The organism is Bacteroidetes bacterium SB0662_bin_6 (genome assembly GCA_009839485.1).
GTDB lineage: Bacteria > Bacteroidota > Rhodothermia > Rhodothermales > VXPQ01 > VXPQ01.
Genome location: VXPQ01000018.1, coordinates 100,798 through 121,267, shown reverse-complemented (window position 1 = coordinate 121,267; position 20,470 = coordinate 100,798). Strand labels below are relative to the sequence as shown.

The 20,470-nt window shown below is 59.4% G+C and carries 13 protein-coding genes; 5 read left to right on the top strand and 8 right to left on the bottom strand.

All coding sequences use genetic code 11. From position 1 onward, the window contains the following. Positions 1-83: 83 nt before the first annotated feature. Positions 84-2,912: a TonB-dependent receptor gene (locus F4Y00_02900; protein ID MYE03909.1), complete on the bottom strand. Its 2,829-nt coding sequence runs from the start codon at positions 2,910-2,912 to the stop codon at positions 84-86. A 112-nt stretch (positions 2,913-3,024) separates the two neighbouring features. Continuing rightward, entirely contained in the window at positions 3,025-4,815 is a 1,791-nt protein-coding gene (locus F4Y00_02895) for a hypothetical protein (protein MYE03908.1), read from the bottom strand. A 54-nt stretch (positions 4,816-4,869) separates the two neighbouring features. Here F4Y00_02895 and F4Y00_02890 point away from each other — a divergent pair, with 54 nt between their 5' ends. The 3 genes from F4Y00_02890 (at position 4,870) to F4Y00_02880 (ending at position 10,792) form a co-directional block, all read left to right on the top strand. After that, the gene (locus F4Y00_02890; protein MYE03907.1) at positions 4,870-6,297 is read left to right on the top strand and encodes a sulfatase-like hydrolase/transferase; all 1,428 of its coding nucleotides are present in this window, start codon (positions 4,870-4,872) and stop codon (positions 6,295-6,297) included. A gap of 10 nt (positions 6,298-6,307) precedes the next feature. Further along, positions 6,308-8,236: an alpha-amylase gene (locus F4Y00_02885; protein MYE03906.1), complete on the top strand. Its 1,929-nt coding sequence runs from the start codon at positions 6,308-6,310 to the stop codon at positions 8,234-8,236. 237 nt (positions 8,237-8,473) lie between these two features. Next, a complete protein-coding gene (locus F4Y00_02880) occupies positions 8,474-10,792 on the top strand; it encodes a T9SS type A sorting domain-containing protein (GenBank protein ID MYE03905.1) in 2,319 nt (772 codons plus the stop codon). A 119-nt stretch (positions 10,793-10,911) separates the two neighbouring features. Here F4Y00_02880 and F4Y00_02875 read toward each other — a convergent pair whose 3' ends face one another. From F4Y00_02875 to F4Y00_02865, 3 genes are read right to left on the bottom strand one after another with little or no spacing between them, the layout of a single operon-like run. Further along, entirely contained in the window at positions 10,912-11,445 is a 534-nt protein-coding gene (locus tag F4Y00_02875; protein MYE03904.1) for an ATP-binding cassette domain-containing protein, read from the bottom strand. A gap of 30 nt (positions 11,446-11,475) precedes the next feature. Next, positions 11,476-12,252 carry a restriction endonuclease subunit S gene (locus tag F4Y00_02870; protein MYE03903.1) on the bottom strand — a complete coding sequence of 259 codons (777 nt, stop codon included), beginning with the start codon at positions 12,250-12,252 and terminating at the stop codon, positions 11,476-11,478. Beyond that, positions 12,243-14,093, bottom strand: a complete 1,851-nt coding sequence (locus tag F4Y00_02865; protein MYE03902.1) for an N-6 DNA methylase — start codon at positions 14,091-14,093, stop codon at positions 12,243-12,245. Before F4Y00_02865 ends, F4Y00_02870 begins: the two co-directional genes overlap by 10 nt. 394 nt (positions 14,094-14,487) lie before the next feature. Between F4Y00_02865 and F4Y00_02860 the strand changes: the two genes are divergently transcribed. Beyond that, complete coding sequence (locus F4Y00_02860; protein ID MYE03901.1) at positions 14,488-14,877, top strand: hypothetical protein; 390 nt, start codon at positions 14,488-14,490, stop codon at positions 14,875-14,877. A 15-nt stretch (positions 14,878-14,892) separates the two neighbouring features. Here F4Y00_02860 and F4Y00_02855 read toward each other — a convergent pair whose 3' ends face one another. From F4Y00_02855 to F4Y00_02845, 3 genes are all read right to left on the bottom strand, one after another. Beyond that, on the bottom strand, positions 14,893-15,567 hold the full coding sequence (locus F4Y00_02855) for a hypothetical protein (protein MYE03900.1): 675 nt from the start codon (positions 15,565-15,567) through the stop codon (positions 14,893-14,895). A 34-nt stretch (positions 15,568-15,601) separates the two neighbouring features. Next, positions 15,602-16,012 (bottom strand): sel1 repeat family protein, encoded by a 411-nt coding sequence (locus F4Y00_02850; protein MYE03899.1) that lies wholly within the window; start codon positions 16,010-16,012, stop codon positions 15,602-15,604. A gap of 97 nt (positions 16,013-16,109) precedes the next feature. Beyond that, the gene (locus tag F4Y00_02845; protein MYE03898.1) at positions 16,110-16,484 is read right to left on the bottom strand and encodes a methylated-DNA--[protein]-cysteine S-methyltransferase; all 375 of its coding nucleotides are present in this window, start codon (positions 16,482-16,484) and stop codon (positions 16,110-16,112) included. A gap of 434 nt (positions 16,485-16,918) precedes the next feature. Between F4Y00_02845 and F4Y00_02840 the strand changes: the two genes are divergently transcribed. Further along, the gene (locus tag F4Y00_02840; GenBank protein MYE03897.1) at positions 16,919-20,272 is read left to right on the top strand and encodes a c-type cytochrome; all 3,354 of its coding nucleotides are present in this window, start codon (positions 16,919-16,921) and stop codon (positions 20,270-20,272) included. The last annotated feature ends 198 nt before the right edge of the window (positions 20,273-20,470 follow it).

Here is a 20,470-nt window from a genome sequence, read left to right as displayed (position 1 = left end):
CCGCCCCTCCGGAAAGGAGACGCGCCGGAACATCCTGTCGTATGAAGCGGGGATATTTCATGGGTATTGCAGACCTCGCCGCATCAGAAACGCACTTCGACGCCAAGCTGCACTCTTCTCGGCTCGCGGTAGTGTTCGGGACGCACGAACCATCCCGGATCGAACTGCCCCGTGCGCAACTGATCCAGCGTCACGTCCGGCTCGCCCGTGTCGGGGAACACGGTGGACACATTGCGGGCGTCGAGGAGATTGAACACCTCGAGAAAGACCCGGGGACGGACCCTTCCCATCACGAACTCCTTGTACAGGTTCAGATCTACCTCGAAGGTGGTGTATGCGCGCCGCGAATTGGAAGGAAATTCGGGCTGCACATCGTTGCCGGTCAGCGCCGCGGAAGCGAAGGTGGGCGTGTACGGGAAACCCGATTCGTACCGGAATCGAATCGAGCCGCCGTACGTATCCGCGCCCGCGTAGAAGGCGCCCGCCAGTTTGTGCCGCTGATCCCAGTTCAATGGCAGGAGCGCCAGGGTGGGCTGGCTGTTGTTGAGAAGCGCGAAAAACTCGTCCGCGGGGTTCGAATTGGAGCCTTCCACCACCTGATAGGTGTAGCTGGCGTCGAATCCGTAGTGGTTTGTGAACGTGCGCGACAGATGCACGGTCAGCCCGCGCGTGTTCGCATAATCGCGGTTCGTGTAGATGACGTAACTGATGCCGGGCAGCGCGGCGATGATGGGCTGCGAGGTGGAGACCCAACTGCGCACATCCCGGTAATACCCGGTCACGTCGGCCACGATGCCTCCGAATCCCTGCCGCAGGCCGATCTCGTACATGGTGGTTTTCTGCGCGTCGAGGTCCGGGTTGCCGAAGGGGCCGTACGAACCGGAAAGCGCCGGCATCTTGAAACCGAAATTCTCGAACAGTCTGTTCTGCGTGGGAATCTGGAAAAAGATGCCGTAGGAAAAGTGGATCACGCCCTGTTCCGTGATGGGCCACGCGGCGCCCAGGCGGGGCGATATCTGCAGCTTGGGCGTGCTATCCTCCCACCAGTACGCCTCCCGATCCGCAACCGTCAGGACGTTTTCGGGAAGCTCCTCCTCCGGCTGGATCACGCCGTCCCCGTCCGTGTCGCGGAACCGGTTCGTGAGTTTGAGGGGATTGAAAATATTGGGGTCCGCGGGGTCCGCCGGAACCCGGGCGCGCGCATCGAAATAATCGAGCCGGATGCCGGCATTCACGATGAAGTCGTTGAACTCCATCTTGTCCTGGGCATAGGCGCTTATCGTGCGCGGGGAAAGATCGCTGAAACTGCTGTAGGCTACACTGGATTCCACGGGAATGGCGGGCCGGAACGGTTCGATCCGCTGCCCCGTCTCGTCGATCCCCGGAATGAGGTTGAACGCGGTCAGCGCAAGTTCGTCGATGCGCAACTGGAAGCCGGTCTTGATCAGGTGATGATCGGTGATCTGGCTGGACAGATCGCCCTTGACGAAGTACGAACGGGAGGTACGGTTGAAATGGGTCAGATTGGTTCCCCCGCGCGCATACCGCTGGCCGCCGCTGAGCACTTCGATATACTGGCCCGGAAGGAATTCGACGGAATCCCGCGCAACGAGGTCGAAATCGTTGTACCGGGAATCGAACGGGTCTTCATACAGATACCCTTTCGCCTCGCGGTTGAAAACGCCCGCATTGAACGTGTAGAACGTCCGGGGGCTTATGAGGTGGGTGAGCTTCAGTTTGACGTCGTAGCCGTCGTCGAAACTGCGGAAGCGTCCGTCGGGGGACCACCGGCGGAACAGATTGTACGGGCGGCTACTGGAAAACGAACCGAGGCCGATGACGTTGAGAATGAGTTTGCGGCTGAGGCGGACCTTGAGATTCCCCTGCCAACTGGTCTTTTCGAAATTGTTCATGGGGACCAGCGAAGAATCCCCCGCCGAACCATCGGTCCCGAAAAGGCGGGCGCCGTAGAGCCAGCCGTCGTTTTTGAAATAGCGCCCCAGGGCGAAAAACGTGATGCGATCCTTCCAGACGGGGCCTTCGAGGGATACCGTGGCGTTCCGAAAATGATCGGCCTGGAACGGCAGATAGGAATAGGGATCGATGTCGCGGTACTGAATGCCCGCTTTGGTGTGTTCCTCGGTGCGGATGCCCCGCAAAAAATCGCCGCCGCCTTCGCCGGTGACCGCATATCCCCCGGAATACACCTGCGCCGAGCCGGAAAAGCGGTCGCTGCGCCCCTCCTTCGTGACGACATTCACGACGCCGGACATGGCATTGCCGTACTCGGCGTTGAACGTGCCGGAGATGACCTGTAATTCCTCGATGCCGTCGTTTTCGAGCTGGATCACGGACGAGCCGTCGTAGCTATCGCTGACCGGCACGCCATCCACCATGAAAACCACCTCGCTGCTGCGGCCGCCCCGGATATGAATGCCGTCCCGCGTGGTAACTCCGGCCTGCACGTCGAGCACCTGGGAAAGCTCGGTGACCGGCAGTTTGTCGATGGTTTCGGCGGTGACGCGGGCCTCGGAACTGGTAAGGTCCTTGCGAACGGCCTCGGCCTGGGCGGTAACGATGATCTCTTCGCCTTCGATCACCTCTTCCGCCATCCGGAAATCGACCGTCGTGGTCAGATCCACGTTCACCTGCACGCCTGCGATACGCTGGCGGGAGAACCCGATGAACGAAGCCACCACATCGTATACGCCGGGACGCACGCCGATAATGACGTACGTACCGTCGATACCGGTAGCGGTGCCTTGTGTGGTGCCCTCTATGACCACGTTGACGCCGGGCAGGGGCTCGCCGGTGGCGCTATCCGTCACCGTACCCACGATCTTGCCGCTCTGCGCATGGGCGGAGCCCGCAGCGAACAAGAGCAAGAGGACCGGGATCAGGCGTCGAAACATGATCTGCAAGAGAAGCAGGCTGGAGACGAACAGGTGGTGTTTGAATAACGGAGTAGCGCTCGGAGGCGCCGGAATGCAATATGGGGGAAGCGCAGCAGGAATGAAAACCGGATCAGAACGCGTCGCTTAAGATATGCAATTCGGATACAATTTGGGGATACATCCTGACATTGTATCGTTCGCGAAGATCGCGCGCATGTTCCCGAAGCGCCTCGTCCATCATGGTTTCGTGGAGACGGGCCTGGATGATACCCGGCGGCGTGGAGGGTTCGTCATACGCCTCGTACCAGGCGCGGATGGAATCTTCCGGCACGGACACGCCGCGGGAAAGGCGGTCCCAGGCCTGTTCGAAGGCCCAGTCTTCCATGGCGCGGGCCAGGGCCCGGGCGAACTCGGGAGTGCGATCGACGCGGGCAAGGCGGGCGGCTTCAAGCAATGCCTCCTGCACGATCAGCCCGTCGATGAAGCGCCGGAGTTCCTCGGCGGTACGAACCCGGGCGCGCTGCCGAGGGTCGGTAAACCGGGCGTGGTCCCGAAATTCGGAGACGGTCCAGGTCCGACGGGCCTGCGGTGGCCCGAACGTCGCAAGCGGAGCGCCCAGCCAGGCAGGCTCCCCGTCTTCCGATGACGCATCTTCCGGCATATCCGCCTCGCCGGTGACCTGCGCCAGCAGGCGTTGGAACGCGGGGGCATGATACGACACGGAAGCCTCTTCGCGGAGGCGCATGGAAAGCGCGGTGCGGGCCCGGCGCCGTTTTCGGTCGAGGACATACCATTCCATCTTGTTCTTTTGCGCCGCAAATTCGGTCTCGGTCAGGATGGGCTTCGTGAAGCGGTCCTCGACCTGTACGATCGAATACCCCTGAGCCGTACGGACAGGCCGGCTGAAATCGCCGGGCGTAATGGTGAACGCGACTTCCTCGAAAGCGGGGTCCATTTCGTCAAAACCGAAGGAGCCGAGATGCCCGCCGCGGCGGGCCAGCGCCGTGTCGGCGAACACTTCTTCCGCCAGTGCTTCAAACGAGGCGCCCCGCCGGAGCCGTTCGTACAGCGTGTCGGCTGCCTCCCGGGTGGGCGCATACAGGTGGCGGGCCGTTACGGTCGTGTTGACCCGGACGAACATGTCCCGGAGGTCCTGCTCCGAAACCGTAATCGTGTCGTGCACGGCGCGGTGTACCCAGGCGTCCATGAGGAGCTTGCGGCGCATGCGTTCGGCTGTGAACAGGTAGGCCGCATCTTCCGCAAGTCCGCCTTCGAGCGCATCGTGGGCCATGAGTTTCATGGTGATCAGTCGCTCCAGATACGCGGCGCGGCGGCCCGCCTCGTCCGGCAGTCCGCTGTCGAGCAGGAAATCCACATAGCGCGCCCGGTATTCCTCGGCGTCGATCGGTTTGCCCGCCACGACCGCAACGGGCTCGCTTTCCGGCGTCCTGCCACAGGCGGACAGCAGGATCGCAGCGAAAACCGATATATATAAGGGTACTCTGATCAAGGCCACTTTGCTCAGCGCTTCACGTTCGTGCGTAAAAGATATTATTATTGCATCGTTGAAATTAGCGGAAAACACTGCGGGTTCGGGGCATCGCGGGCATGAAGGCGTCCATGCAGATGGTGCAATATCTGTGCAGTTTTTGCGGGATTTTTGTACAGTCTTTGCACACTTCCCCGGATTGGATGGCCGGGGAGGCAAAATATACGAGAATACGTAGCGAAAAACGGGATGCGATGCCCGAACCGGCGTATTATTGAGGAACCTCTTATTCGCTCCGCAAAATCGCAACCGGGAAAAGGGACCTTGGGACGCGCATTCGAACAAAACATCGGGCCCGGGATATCCTGCAAACCCGCGGCCAACCGCACGTTTATGTTTTGAGATAAGGCGCGTCCCAAGGTCCTCGCCCATGTGGATTTATCAGAGGTTCCTTAAGCCTTCCGCTCCCGATTCTCCCTGAAACCAATGAGACGCTTTAGGGCCTGTATTTTTCCGATCCTGACCGTGCTGTATCTGGCGGCCCCGGGCAACGCACTGTATGCACAAGAGGGCCCGGACCACCCCCCGAACATCGTGCTCGTGATCGGGGACGATCACGGATATCCCTACTTCGGATTCACCGGATCGGAACACGTACGGACCCCGAACCTGGACCTGCTGGCGCACGAAGGAACCGTGTTTTCGTTCGCCCACGCGACAGCGAACTATTGCCGCCCCTCGCTGCATACGCTGGTTACGGGTCTGTATCCTTCGCAGTACCGGCGGATTGCCGATCGCTATCATGCCGAGGCGGTGCAGGGCGATCCTGACTGGGAGGCGGCTTCCGGGGAGGCGCGCCGGAAGCGGGACGCGGTCTTTATGTCGGAGGTCATGCGACGGTTCGCCACGCTGCCCGCACTGCTCGCCGAAAACGGATACGCAAGTTTTCAGGCAGGAAAATGGTGGGAAGGATCGTATGAAAACGGGGGGTTCACGGAAGGAATGTCGCAGCAATGGGATATGGAGGCCTGGGGAAAACCCGGATGGTTCCAGCTGCTGATGGGGGGCGACGGGATAGCGATCGGGAGAGACACCATGCAGCCGGTGTTCGATTTCATCGACCGGCACACGGACCGGCCTTTCTTCGTCTGGTACGGCCCCTCCCTGCCGCATACGCCGCTGGACGCTCCTTTTTCGCACTACAAGTACTATGCGAACACGGCCCTGTCCGAATCGGCGAAGCAATACTATGCCAACTGCACCTGGTTCGACGTCGGCGTAGGCGAGCTGCTGGACCACATAGAGGCCCGGGGCTTGCGGGAAAACACGTTGATCGTGTATGTCAACGACAACGGCTGGGAGCAGCCTCCCTTCGAGGAGTACGTGGGCGACCATATCCTGTACTCCAATGGCGGGCCGAAGGGGAAACTGTCGCTGCATGATCTGGCCTTTCGGACGCCGGTCATTTTTCACTGGCCCGGCGCCATCGAGCCCGGTATTTTCGGAGAGGACCTCGTCAGTACGGTGGATATCGCGCCTACGCTCCTCGATTACGCGGGCGTGGCCATCCCGGACGATCTCAAGGCCATGTGGCCGGGGCAGTCGCTGCGCCCTGTCATAGAAGGCGCCGGCAGCATCGATCGCGACATGCTGGTGGGACACGCCACCCAGCAACGCAGCGAAGACGACGTGATGGGGCAGTCCGCCGATCATTATTATGTACGTACGCCGAGATGGCATTTTATATGGGACGCGCGCGAAGGAAATACCGGCACCGCCTCCATGCAACTGTATGACATGGAGCGCGACCCGGAAGCCTCCGAAAACGTCATAAGCGGCCACCCAGATCTCGCGCCCCGGTTTCTGGAAGCCATCACGGCCTGGAAAGCAAACATCGTTTCGAGTACCGAATAAACGCATCGTTATGAAACATCATGCAACGCCCTGCGGCGCCATGGAAACCCGCGCCCTGACCGTCTTTCTCGCGGTATTGCTCGCTATCACCGGGCTATCCTGCCAGGTGGAGGCCGGGGGAAACACCGCGGACGAATCCGTGACGACCTCCGACGACCTGACCAGCGTGCCCGAATGGAGCCGCGAGGCGATCTGGTATCAGATTTTTATGGAACGATTCCGCAACGGCGACCCGTCCAACGACCCCGTCTTCGAGAGTACCGAAGGGGCATATCCCAACAGACCGTTCGAAGGATGGAGTCCCACCCCGTGGACCCATGACTGGTACGAACAAGAAGACTGGGCTGCGGCTTCCGGCGAGGAGTTCTACCGGACCGTGCAGGCAAGGCGGTACGGAGGCGACCTGCAAGGCGTGCTGGACGGGCTCGATTATCTGGAGGAACTGGGCGTGACGGCGCTGTACATCAATCCGATCAACGATGCGCCGTCGCTGCACAAGTACGATGCCCGGCACTACAGGCATATCGACCGGCATTTCGGGCCGGACCCTGAAGGGGACGCCGCGATCATGGCGGAGGAAAACCCGGTCGATCCCGACACCTGGCAATGGACGTCAGCGGATCTGCTTTTCCTGGAGCTCGTCGACGCCTTGCATGAGCGGGGCATACGCATCATCCTCGACTATTCGTGGAATCACACGGGGATTACGTTCTGGGCCTGGAAAGATATTCTGGAGAACCAGGCCGCCTCGCCCTATGCGGACTGGTATGAAATCGTCCAGTTCGACGACCCCGACACCGAGGAAAACGAATTCGAATACCAGGGCTGGCTGGGCGTCTCCACGCTCCCCAACCTGAAAAAGGTCGGGGTGGACGAGAACGGATTCGACGAGGGCAACCTGCATCCCGAGGTGAAACAGCATGTGTATCACGTGACGCGGCGCTGGATGGACCCCAACGGGGACGGCGACCCGAGCGACGGCGTAGACGGGTTCCGGCTGGACGTGGCGGAGCACGTGCCCAAGGGGTTCTGGCGCGAGTACCGGGCCTTTGTGCGCGACATCAACCCGGACGCCTATCTGGTGGGCGAGGTATGGTGGGAAGACTGGCCGGACCACATGGCCGATCCGGTTCCCTGGGTGCAGGGCGACGTGTTCGATGCGGTGATGAATTACCGCTGGTACATGCCCACCCGGAGTTTCTTCGCCGAAGCGCCGCCCCACCTTACGGCCACCAGGTATATCGCCCACCTCGATTCCGTGGAAAGCGGGATCGACCGGGCGCATCTCGAGGCCATGATGAATCTCGGCGCCAGCCACGATGCCCCGCGCCTCGGCACCTCGCTCTACAACAACCAGACGAAATACAAATACCAGGCCCACCCCCGCGGCAATCCCGAGTACAAGATCGATCGTCCGGACGAACGGACCGACGCCGTGCGGCGCCTGTTGCTGACCCAGCAGTTCACGTATTACGGCGCGCCGCATATCTGGAACGGCGACGAAGTGGGCATGTGGGGCGCGGACGATCCCGACTGCCGCAAACCGCTGGTGTGGGCCGATCTTGCGTACGAGGACGAGCGCAGCATGCCCCATGAAACACCCCGCCGGACGGACCAGGTTGCGCCGGACATGGAATTGTACGCATTCTACCAGGACCTCGCGCGCATCCGCAAGGCGCACATGGACCTCTTCGTGCGCGGCGATCTTGACTATGTGCTGGCCGACGACGACCGGCGGCTGCTTGCCTATGTCCGCACCTGGGAAGGGGAAGCCGCCCTGGTGGCGTTCAATGCATCCGAAGAGACGCACACGGCGGATATCGCGATCGAAGGGAGTTTCGAGGATGCACTGGCGCCGGAAACCACCGTGCAATCGGAAAACGGCCAACTCACGCTGGAACTGCCTCCCCGAACGGCCATGATCCTGATTCGGGGATGAGGGCAAGACGTTCCATGAAAGACTTGCTGCCTGTTTCACGGGTCAATCCGTACATCCCCGCCACGGATTTGACAACCGAACCCCGGCGATGTATTCTGTGAAGGATGTGCAGAGAATGTACATATTGTACATTTTGTACATATTTTGCGAGGAGAGGTACGTAAAAGCCGCTGCCCCAAACGGAATAATCCGGCGTGGCAGTGCCCCTGAATCCGCGAAAAAACTCTTTACAAGACGATGAAGGCTAAACTATCCATGTTCCTGGGATGCTTGCTGGCGTTTGCAGGCATATTTGCCGGTGCACGCCCGGCCTTTGCGCAGGATGTCTGTCCGGCGCCGGAAGGCATTACGCCTCCGGGTTCGGCCATCGCAACGGCCGAACAGGTGGAGAATGACCAGGCCACCCTGGCGCAGTTGGTGAGCGATTATTGGAATTACGCATTTCAAATCACGATCAGCGCTCCCCGGCTGTCGGCCGGGTACCTCGGATGTCTTTTGACGCACGAGGGCCCCTGGAATTACGGTTCCACCTACATTGCTACGATGACCCCCAGCGGCACCCTGGCTCTGCACGGGCAGGATGTGCTTTTGACGGGCGGAGTGGTTGACTCTACGATGCTTGAGGCGGTCAGTGCGGCGGCGGATATGTCGGCAACGGGCGGCGCTTCCGAGTTCGAGGGCGACGACTTCTACGCCCGGCCGTACTTTAATCCGGACGGCAGTGCAGGCATCCTGACCGCCGGCCTCGATATTCAGGAATCCCACGTCACGGAACCTGAGATCGATCCCGGCGATCCCCCCGCCGTACAGGCCCGCGACGTGATGGATCGCGAGAGCCTGAAGGCCTTCGTGAACGGAGCGGCGGACTATGCCCAGGCGCTCTATGAGGAAGAAGGCTATGATGCCGGTCTCAGAATCAAGCGGGTATTCCGGGATACGACCGGCTACTGGAGGTACGGTCCCACCTACCTCTTTATCATGGACGGCACGGGTTACACATATTTCCACGGGGCGTTTCCGGAGAAGTACGAGCTTCAGGCCCCCACGCAAACCCTCAGGGACGCCGTTACCGACGAGCTTATTCTTCCGCAGATTATCGAGGCGGCGGCGAGCAACCCCGAGGGAGGCTTCGTCGAATATCATTTCGACAACCCCGACGACGACACCGACAGCGCCGACATACCCAAGGTGACCTTCGCCCGCCAGTATGAGTTTACATTCACTCTGCCCAATGGTACTGAGGCAACCAATGAACTCATCCTGGGCGCCGGCATATACGAGGATGCCGTGGCGGCGTGCCGGAGGCCGGAGGGAATTCCGGAGATACCCGCGAGCAATGCAACGGCTCAACAGGTAGAGAACGGCGAGGCCACCCTTACGGAGTTCGTGACCGGTTTGTTGTTATACTCGCGGCAAATCCGGAATCACCCCCTTTCGAACGGTTACGCCGGATGTCTTTTGACGCATGAGGGGCCCTGGAAATACGGTTCCACGTACGTGGTTACCATGACGGCCACCGGTAGAGTGGGTCTGCACGGAGACAATGTGGTTTTGTCGGGCAGACTGCTCGACCCGGCTGTTCTCGAGCCGATCGCCGCAGCAGCGGCTTCGTCGCTACGTGGCGGCACGTTCGATGTGGGAGGCGACGACGGGTACGCCGGCCCTTACTTTAATCCCGACGGTAGCGCGGCCCTCGTGACGATCGGCCTCGATATTCAGGAATCCCATCTCGTGGACGAACCCTTCGACCCCGGCGAGGCCCCTGCCGTAACGGCCCGCGATGTGACGGACCGTGCAAGCCTGAAGGCTTTCGTGACCGGGGCAAAGGATTACTTGGGGAATATCAATACCACGGAAGGCTATGAAGGCCGCCTTAGAATAAAGAGGGCGCTCCGGGATACGACCACCGGGTACTGGAGACACGGCCCCGTCTACCTCTTTACGATGGAACGCACCGGCTACACGTTCTTTCATGGGGCGTTTCCGGAGAAGTACGAGTTTCAAACCCCCACGGAGACCCTCAGAGACGCCGTTACCAACGAGCTTATTCTGCCGCAGATTATCGCGGCGGCGGCCAGAAACGACGGAGAGGGAGACTTCGTCAGGTATCATTTCGACAACCCCGACGACGACACCGACAGCGCCGAAATACCCAAGGTGACCTACGCCCTGGAGAATGAATTTACAATCACCCTCCCCGATAATACCGAAAGAACCAATGTAGTCATCATTGGCGCCGGCATATATGGGGATGACATGACGTCGGTCGAGCCTTTGGACGGAGAAATTCCTGCGGCCTTCGCGCTGGAGCAGAATTATCCGAACCCGTTCAATCCCGCCACAACGATCGAGTTCTCCCTCGAGCGGGCGCAGGCGATCACGCTGACGGTCTATGACATGCTCGGCCGCGAGGTCCGGGTGCTGGCGGACGGTGTGCAGCCGGCGGGCCGCTACAGCATTTCGTTCGATGGAGCGGGTCTGGCCGGGGGTACGTACCTGTACGTGCTGCGTACCGGGCAGAACGTCTCGGTGAAGAAGATGACCTTGCTCAAATAATTTATTCCGGCGGGGCCGGCGCCTGCAAACCTTCCTTGTGGGCGCCGGACACCCCCTGCTGTGAGATATATCCTCCGGTCGCCGGAAGTATCTGATGGGAGAACGGGGTGGTCATCCGATCAGCTCCCGACCGGCCGGAGCCGGTCAAGCGGGGTGAAATCCGGACGGAACGTCCCCTGCTCGATGCGATACACGCGGTCGGCCCGCGGCAGGAACGCAGCCGAATGCGAGGCCACGATCGCAATGCAATCCTTGCGGTAGCGATCCAGCATATCCATGGCCTGCTGCGCCGTCGTGCTGTCCATGGCGGAAGTGGGCTCGTCGAGAAGGAGCACCTGCGGATCGCGCACCAGCGCCCGCGCCAGACCCACCAGTTGCTGCTGTCCACCGGAAAGCGCAGCGCCCCCTTCTCCCACAAGGGTCAGGTACCCGCCAGGCAACGTGTCGAAAAAGCCGGAGAGTCCGAGTTCCTCGCATTTCCGCATGGCTTCCTGCGGGTCGATTGCAAGACCCAGCCGGATGTTGTCGACCAGCGTGCCGCTGAATATCCGGACATTCTGAGGCACCACGCCAAGCATATCCCGCCATCCGGTCACGGAAAATTCGTTCCAGTCGCACCCGTTAACCAGCACCTCGCCGATTCGGGTTGTAATCCGCCTTTACTAGCTCCAACCAATGGGATACTACGTGGAAATTGGTGGTAGCTCAGCCAACCTCGCTTGGACATCAGTCAGTAAAACTGCATCCAATTCTTCTTCTATAACGGCCGTTGGTCTATAAGCCTGCTGACCGCTGAGAGACCCAGTGATTTCCTCAAGGGCCTTGCTCCAATCTCTATTGGCGACACGGATTGCTTTTCTGTATTCGCGTAAGGCAGCGACCACCTTCGCTGCGATTGCGTCCTGCTCTTCAATTGTGGGTACCGGGATGATTGTCTTTTTAACATCGCTGTCAAGAATAGCCGGATAACTTGAACCGGTGCTCCACTTTCGAAATTGCTCCAAAGTACTGGGGAGGCGCAATGCGTAATGAAGGTAAAACGGGTTGACATCATCATGTGCACGCACGATGGAAAAGGCCGTTGATGCAATTTGATCGTGTAGCTTCACGGGCACAACAGCAATAGCACCTCGTGTTGGCCGGCATGTAGAGACCACGAGATCAAACGCTCGCACTACTTTTCGTGCGCGGGATGGAGCTTCCGAGCCTTCGATGTCCTGTGGGTTTGTCACTACTCCGATAGCTACATCCACTGAAGAGATATCAATGTATCGGAATCCTTTGTCCGGTTCCCTTGTTGGATCACGTTTATCCTTAACTATATCTGCGACTTGATCAACGCGCCTTAGAAGACTCTTCGAAAATTTGAGGATGCCTTCGGGCGGCAGGTGGAAATCTATGTCCCAACGACCGGCACTCTGTAGCTCCTTAGAATTCTTAAGTAGAATCTTCATCTCCACCCCACCTGTGCATGGAATGCCGCAATGGCGGCTGGCACCTCGGTACCCGTCTTCGCTTTCCCGGTCGCTTCGTACCCAAGGTTCTCGATCTCACACAGGAACGCAGGTTGAGAATCGGTGGGCCTTTCGCCTTCCTTGAGCTTTTGAAAGACGCACAAGCATGTCTTGACCATTGCGCCGAACGGAGTAAATGCGTCCTCTGGAAAGAAGAAGATGGCCTTGATACTGGCAATTTCATGTACCCACTTCCGCACAAATAACGCTCTCTTGCCCTTCGTCAAATGCTCAGGCAACACAATCGCCAACCTTCCACCCGGCTTTAGAAATTGCAGGCTCCGCTCCAAACCTAGTATTTCAAGTGGCAGAGACTTCCTCTTGTGGCCCAAGTCGAAACGACCGAGCATCTCTATGACCTCTTGTTTCATGATGCTCCCAAACGGTGGGTTAGTAAGGACAATATCGAAGATTGCTGGATCTTGGTTGCCGTCATCGCGCAAAGCGATCACATCAGGGTAATTGTCAAAACTCAATAGAGCGTCTTGATTTCTGATATTTGTGTGGCCATCATCGTGCAGCATCATGTCTGTCATTGCAACACGCACCATCCGGTCAGATTTGTCAATCCCATGCAGATGGAAAAATTTGAATTCGTGCAACGCGTGCGGTGTAAGAGAATGACTTTGATTCTCCACCACGAACTTCAGCGCCTTGGTCAGAAAGTGTGCTGAGCCGCAGAACGGATCAAGAATGAGGTCTGTAGCCCGTGGCTGTACGATGCCTATTGCCAATTCTACGATGGGATCAGGCGTGAAGTATTGTCCCATTCCAGCCCGAATTGCGGGCCCGAGGATTTTCTGGAATGCCCTACCTTTTATGTCTGCCTTGCTATCAATGAGAGAAAATTCCTGCAAGCGCTCCACTACGCGATACAGAGCCACGTCTGACAAGCGCAGCTGATTCTTGAAAACTCCTCGCGATCTCTCGTAGCCCGGAATCCGCTTAGAATACACCTCGATATCAGTGTTCCGCGCCTCTTCGTAGAGCACCCGAATATTTGATGCGACTTCTGATGCGTTGCTGGCTCCAAATGTCTGAAATCGAAACGGAGTACCCTCAGCCTGTTTGGTAACATTACGTTCGTCGAATATCTTTGCGTAGATCACTTTGCAAATTTCGTCCAAGGCCTCATCGGCATGTAATCCATCCGCATCACGCGATGCACTGTGACAGTCAAATAAAACACGCTCGTAGTCGTTATCCAGCACCTTTAATCCAGTGCTTCGGCCCTCTCCAATATTATCGGGCAACTCGCGCACCAATTGCGCCCTAATCGACGGTTTCAGACCATAGGATGGTAAGTCAGGAATGTACTCAAAGTCATTGGGATCGACCTTCTTACGAATGGCCTTGACCCGTTCACCATCAGTCACCATGCCGATGGTCGCGGTATGTGTGGAGGCAAGATATGTTTCGAGCTGTCGCTCCGCTTCTGTGAACTCGCTGTCAGAAATTCCGCGACTCTTGGTTTCCACATATAGGAACGTGCGGTGATTCGCGTTTTTGATAGAAACATCAGCCTCTTTCTCAGTGGAGCCCATCTTTACAAGTTCCTCGACAACGATCCGCTCTCCGATCCAATGGACGGGATACCTGTATGCTTCAAGAAGTTGAGCCAGGACCCATTGGCGAATGAACTCCTCAATCTTGTACTCGGCACCGTCGTAGGTGCCGTGAATTTCGAAATATTCTTCGGCTCGACGCTTACCGTCCATCACATTGCCGTGGCCGGGAAACAGCCAGTCTTCAGGCAGAACCAGATAATAATTGCCTATCAAAGCCATTTCATGTCCCAGTTCTTATTGCCGCCACGCAGTGCCTCTAGGGACACCCATGCCCACACATGGGTGCTGAATGCGGTTTGGATAGCAAAAAGTATATAATCCCCTTCAACAACGGCAAGAAACCCTTCTATCGGCAAGCCGACAAAAGGGTTTCCGCAAGCGGCAGGCCCCGCAGGATAGCGCCATTGCGCAGTGCTTTCGCCTGTTACGATTAAGGCAGGGCGAACCTAATTGCATAATATCCATAAACCGTAGGGAAATTCCAATTTTTTTTGCAAACCCCAATCTTGTCACCGACGTATCTTGCCGCAGTCGAAACAGAACGGACCTGCGCCTTATCCATCACGCCGCGCATCTCCCTTAACCCTCCTCGTACGCACCCGCTACATACGTCATGCAATCGCTCACGCCGAACGTCATCGTCGAAGCCATCGAACCGGTGCTGCCCTTCTGGGTGGACCGCCTCGGATTCACCGTCACCGCCAAGGTCAACGAAGGGGATCGCCTCGGTTTCGTCATCCTGACGCACGGCCCGGTCGAGGTGATGTATCAGACCCTGGAGAGCGTCCGGAACGATGTGCCGGAACTGGTCGATATCCCCTTGCGGGGAAACGCGCTGTTCGTCAAGGTGGCGACCCTGGAGGAGCTCGACGCCATAGACGAAGCGCTGGCCGATGCGGACCGGGTCATTCCCCGCAGAAAGACCTTCTACGGAGCCGACGAAATTACCGTACGCGAGCCCGCCGGGAACGTGGTGACGTTCGCCCACTTCGCCGGGTCGTAAGACGGGCGCCGCCCGTTACCGGGCAAGATACGGGCGGACGACTTCCGCCCAGATGGCGTAGCCCGCTGCGTTCAGGTGCAGCCCGTCGTCCACGAAAATGTCCGGCAACGGCTCGCCGTCCTCGCCCAGCATCGGGGTGAAGATATCAATATAGTCGAGGTGGTCGCGGGCAGCGGCATACTCCTCGATAAGCCCGTTGGCTTTTCGCATCTCGTCCATGAGAGACCGGCGGGCCAGACTCGGCTTGATGGCGATGAATGCGATGCGGGTATCCGACAACTGATCGTGCACCAGGGAAACGAACTGCTGATAATCCGCAAAGACCTGTTCGGCGGTCTTGCCGGCAGCTACATCGTTGTCTCCTTCGTAGACCAGGATAAGCCTCGGGGCGTACGGCGTAACGATCCGGTCTGCAAAGTGGATCAGGTCCGACATCTGCGAGCCTCCGAACCCCCGGTTGATGACCCGGGCATCGGGAAAATCTTCCGCCAGCGTGCTCCACAGGCGAATGGACGAACTGCCTGCAAAGAGGATGGCGCCCTCAGGCGGCGGATTCGTCTCGTCCATCTGCTCGAAGGCCTGTATGGCCTCCTCCCATTGCTCCTGCGCGAGAGCCGGCTGCAATGCTGAGAAAAGCATCAGGATACCGGCAAGAAGAGCCGGATACAGGGGGGCTTTGATATGCTTCATGGCTGCACGCTTCATATTATTACGGAATAATAAGTTATGGGCTTATGTCGGACATCTGTTCAAAGAACACCCTCCAGTTACTCTTTTCCATGCCGGTCATGCCTAAATACTCCCGGAGCATTCGCATAAAGTGTTTGCGTGTATGCGGGGAAGGGTTTCTGTCGAACTTGTCAAATGATGATTTCAACTCTACCGCTTCCCCAAATCCCTGATCTTCTGCCCGATAGAGCCATTTTTTCCCTTCCTCGTAGTCCGTATCGTCAAGGAGTATGAGCCACTTGAGAAATAGCATCATGCTCAATGTGAATTGTGCCCCCGGATGATTCTGTTCATCTGCTACGCGGCGGAAGCATTCCATTGCCTTGGGGAAGTCTTGTGGGAAGCCCCCAAGCCCCCTTTCATACATTTTGCCACGCCTGTAATCGTCTAATTCAGAGCCCTTCATCGTTTTGTCTCCATACTATTATATAAGGAGTGTATTCTAACAGGGCATCCGGGTTTCAAGTGATAGTGTCAGCCATTCCTATCTGATCGGGTTTTCCCTACCCGAACAATTCCCCCTGTGCTTCCGGCGCCTGACCCTGTTCGAGGGCGAGCAGGAAGCGTTTCCGCTCCAGGCCGCCTGCATAGCCGGTCAGCGAGCCGTTTGCGCCGATCACCCGGTGGCACGGTACGACGATGGAGACCGGGTTGCGCCCGTTGGCGGCGCCTACCGCTCGCACCGCGTCGGGTTTGCCGAGCGATTTCGCCAATTCCCCGTAGGATTGCACGGCTCCGTACGGTATGGCGCGGAGCGCCTCCCATACGCTTCGCTGGAATGGCGTTCCGCGCAGGGCAAGCGGCAGGTCGAAATCCCGGCGCGCTCCGGCGAACCACTCGCTGAGTTCCCGTGCCAGTTGCTCCGCCAGCGGGTCCATGCCAGGGGCGCCGTTTTCCGACTCGCCGCCGCAGGAAACAGGCAGGTCCAGCCGCTGCGCGAGCCTCGTCAGATATTCGCAAAGGGAATCGGTTTCCCGGAGCGTTTCTTCGGGGGGGAACGTCAACAGGCACAGCCTGCCGGCCGTGCCGGAGCCCCCGGTGCATCCGGCCAGCACGGGTCCGAGCGGCGTATCCAGAAACCACAGGCGCATCGATTCCGGCGCATTCCGGTGCGCGCCCGAAGGGGATCCGTTCCCGGAAGAAGCGTATCCGGCGCGCCGATTGACGGCCTCGAGCAATTTCCCGTTCAGCACGGCGGCCGCAGGGATTTCCCGATTCGTTTCCCGGTGGATTCCCATGCAAGAATTGTCTATCGTTATGCTTCTGTAGTGCGCCTGATCGCGCAACATCACATACTGTCCATGCGGCCTCAATGTTCACCTCTTCCTGTGCTTCGCTGATGTTCCGTCCCGTTTGCCGTTTTTACCTGTTTGCCCCGGTGCTTGTCCTGTTGTTTTTTAGCGCGTTTTCCGCGTGCAGTCCCGCGCAAAGCACCGGCGAACGGGCCATTGCCCCCCCGGATACGCTGCCCTTCGTTTTTGCGTCCGAACCCGCCGTCGAACTGGATCCCGCCGAAGCCGCGAACAAGGCTCGGGAGACGGAAGCCGCCCTCGAGGCATCCGCGGCGCCCGGCCTGGTTCTTTCCATGTACGCCACCGAGGATCTGATCCAGGATCCTGTGGCCATCGATGTGGCGAACACCGGCGAAATGCTTGTTACCAGATCGAGCCGGACCATGGGTCTGCTGGACATACGGCAGCACCCGGATTGGCGGCTCGACGCGCTTGCAATGAAGACGACCCATGACTTTGAAGCGTTTATGAGAGAGGTCATGGCGCCGGAGTTGAGCGACGAGAACGGATGGATACCCGATCTCAACGAAGACGGGTCGCGGGACTGGCGCGATCTGACGGTGGTCAAGGAGCGGCTTTATCGCATCGAGGATACCGACGGCGATGGCGTAGCCGACCAGGCGCACACGGTCGTCGCCGGTTTCAATACGCTGGTTTCGGATATTCTGGGAGGGCTGCTGGTGCACGAAGAAGATATCTATTTGTCCGCGGCGCCGGGCGTGTACCGGCTGGAAGATGTACTGGGAAATGCCGCGCCGGACGCCTCGGACGTAACCACCCTGAGTTGGGGATACAATGTCCACCCCGGATTTTCCGGACATGGCGTGTCCGGTATCACCGTAGGGCCGGAAGGACGCATTTACTGGGGCGTCGGCGATATGGGGTTGAGCCTTGTCTCCCAAGAAGGGGAATCTATCCATTATCCCCAGGAGGGCGCGATTCTCCGGGCTTTTCCCGATGGCTCCAGGCTGGAACTGTTCGCCCGCGGACTGCGCAATACGCATGAGTTTGCGTTCGACGCCCACGGCAACCTGATCAGCGTGGACAACGACGGGGATCATCCGAACGAGAGCGAGCGGCTCGTATACCTCGTAGAGGGGTCCGACAGCGGTTGGCGAACGCACTGGCAATTCGGCAAATACCACGAGGAAACGAACAACCCCTATAAGCCCTGGATGGACGAGGGGTTGTATCTGCCGCACTTCGAAGGGCAGGCGGCCTTTATTACTCCCCCGATCATGAATTACCATGACGGCCCGACGGGGATCGTGTACAACCCCGGCACCGCCCTGAACGAAGCCTGGAACGGCCGGTTTTTCATGTCCGAGTACACCGGTTCCGCCTTCACTTCGGATATTCATGCGTTTCGTCTTGCGCCCAGAGGGGCAGGGTTCGAACTGGCGGAAGAAGATGTGGCCGTGAAGAGCGTACTCGGCGTGGGGTTGGCGTTCGGCCCGGACGGCGCGCTGTACTTTGCCGACTGGATCGACGGATGGCGCACCAAGGGAGCCGGGCGCGTATGGAAACTCGACGCCGCCGAGCCGGATGAAGCGGTGCGCAGCGAGGTGCGCGCGCAACTGGCCGCGGATTTTGGAGAGGTAGAGGCGGAGGCGCTCTACGATCTGCTGCATAGCCCGGACATGCGGGTGCGGCAGAAGGCGCAGTTCGAACTGGCGCGCCGGGGGGATGCGGAAACGTTTCTGCGAGCCGTTCGGCAGACCGAAACGGCCTATGCCCGCATTCATGGCGTCTGGGGGATCTGGCAACTGGCCTTGCGGGATGTGGAGCAGGCCGCGCCGTTGGTCGCCTTGCTGGAAGATGCGGACCCCGAGATGCGCGCGCAGGCCGCCAAGGTCCTTGGAGACGTGCGCTATGCGGCGGCAGGCGAAGCGCTCGCGCCCCTTCTTGCCGACGATTCCGACCGGGTCCGCTTCTTTGCGGCGGAGGCCCTCGGGCGCATTGCATACCACCCCGCGCTGGACGGGCTGGTGACCATGCTTGCCGAGGCTGGGGGCGAGGACGTATATCTGCGCCACGCCGGTTCGCTGGCTCTGGGGCGGCTTGGCGATGCGGAGGCGCTCATGGCGCTTACCGGGCATGCCTCCGAGGCAGTACGAACGGGGGCCGTGCTTGCGCTGCGGCGCATGCAGCACGAAGGGGTTTCGGCCTTTCTTGCCGACGCCGACGAATTCGTGGTTACGGAGGCAGCCCGCGCTATCAACGACGACGGGGGCATTCCGGAGGCTCTGCCTTCTCTGGCCGCCCTGCTGGATGTCACTTCTTTTGAGAACGAGTCTCTGTTGCGCCGGGCGATCAGCGCCAACCTGCGGGTGGGCGGCGATGCCGATGCCGGTCGTCTGGCGGCCTATGCAGCGCGGGCCGATGCGCCCGCGGCAATGCGTGCGGAAGCTATTGCCGCGCTGGGCGTGTGGGCGGAGCCCTCCACGCTCGATCGGGTAGACGGCGCATATCTGGGGCCGGTACACCGCGCCGGGACGGCGGCGCAGGAAGCGGTCGCGCCCCTCGCAGAAATACTGTTGGCCGATGAGGAGGCGGCGGTGCGCGAAGCGGCCGCCGGTGCGGTCGCCCGCCTGCATATCGACGGCGCCGGCGCCCACCTTGCGGATCGGCTGCGCATGGACGACTCGGAGGAAGTCCGCGCAGCAGCCTTGCAGGCGCTGCTCGACATACCGGAAGCGGATCATGCGGGCGCCGTGCGGCAGGCGCTCGCGGATGAGAGCGCCGACGTGCGCATGCTTGCGCTCGAATTGGTCACGGAAACCGATTTGAGCAATGACGAAGTGGCGTCCGTGCTCGGCGAAGCACTGCATCAGGGTAGTGTGCCGGAGCAGCAGAGTGCGCTGACTACGCTGAGCGCATTGCCCTCTCCGCAGACGACCGAAGTCCTGGGCGAATTGCTGGATCGCCTCGAGAACGGAGAAGCCGCGCTGGAAATCCACCTGGATATTCTGGAAGCGGTGGAGGCGGCCGGTTCCGATGCCCTGAAAACCCGGGTAGAAGCCTGGCGGGCAGCGAATCCGCCGTTTGCCGCGGCGCTCTACGGCGGCAACCGGAGGCGTGGCGTGAGGATTTTTCTGGAGAACTCCGCGGGAGAGTGTACCCGCTGTCATCGTCTCAACGGAGAGGACGGCGTAGGGCCGTCTCTTTTGGGAATCGGGTCGCTGCTGGACCGGATGCAGTTGCTTGAATCCCTGGTGGATCCCGCGGCTCGCATCGCGCCGGGTTTTGGCGCGGAAGGCGGTCCTTCCGCGATGCCCGACATGTCCGTCCTGCTTTCGGAGAGAGAAATCCGGGATCTCGTGGAGTTTATGGCTTCGATACGGGGCTCCGGGCGGACCGGAGGGGATGGGTAAGGTACCTTGGCTCTGCGGGATTTTGGATATTGTATTTTTGAAAAAAAGACGAAGGGTTGGGTGTAATCAAAGCCTTACCGTATCCTGCATAGAACAGAAAGGCGATTGCAAGCAAGCCTTGCCGGACTGCGTGAAATCATCGAATGTCCCCAAGAGCTTGTAATCATTCAGCTGTTCAACCTAAAACCTGTGTAATTC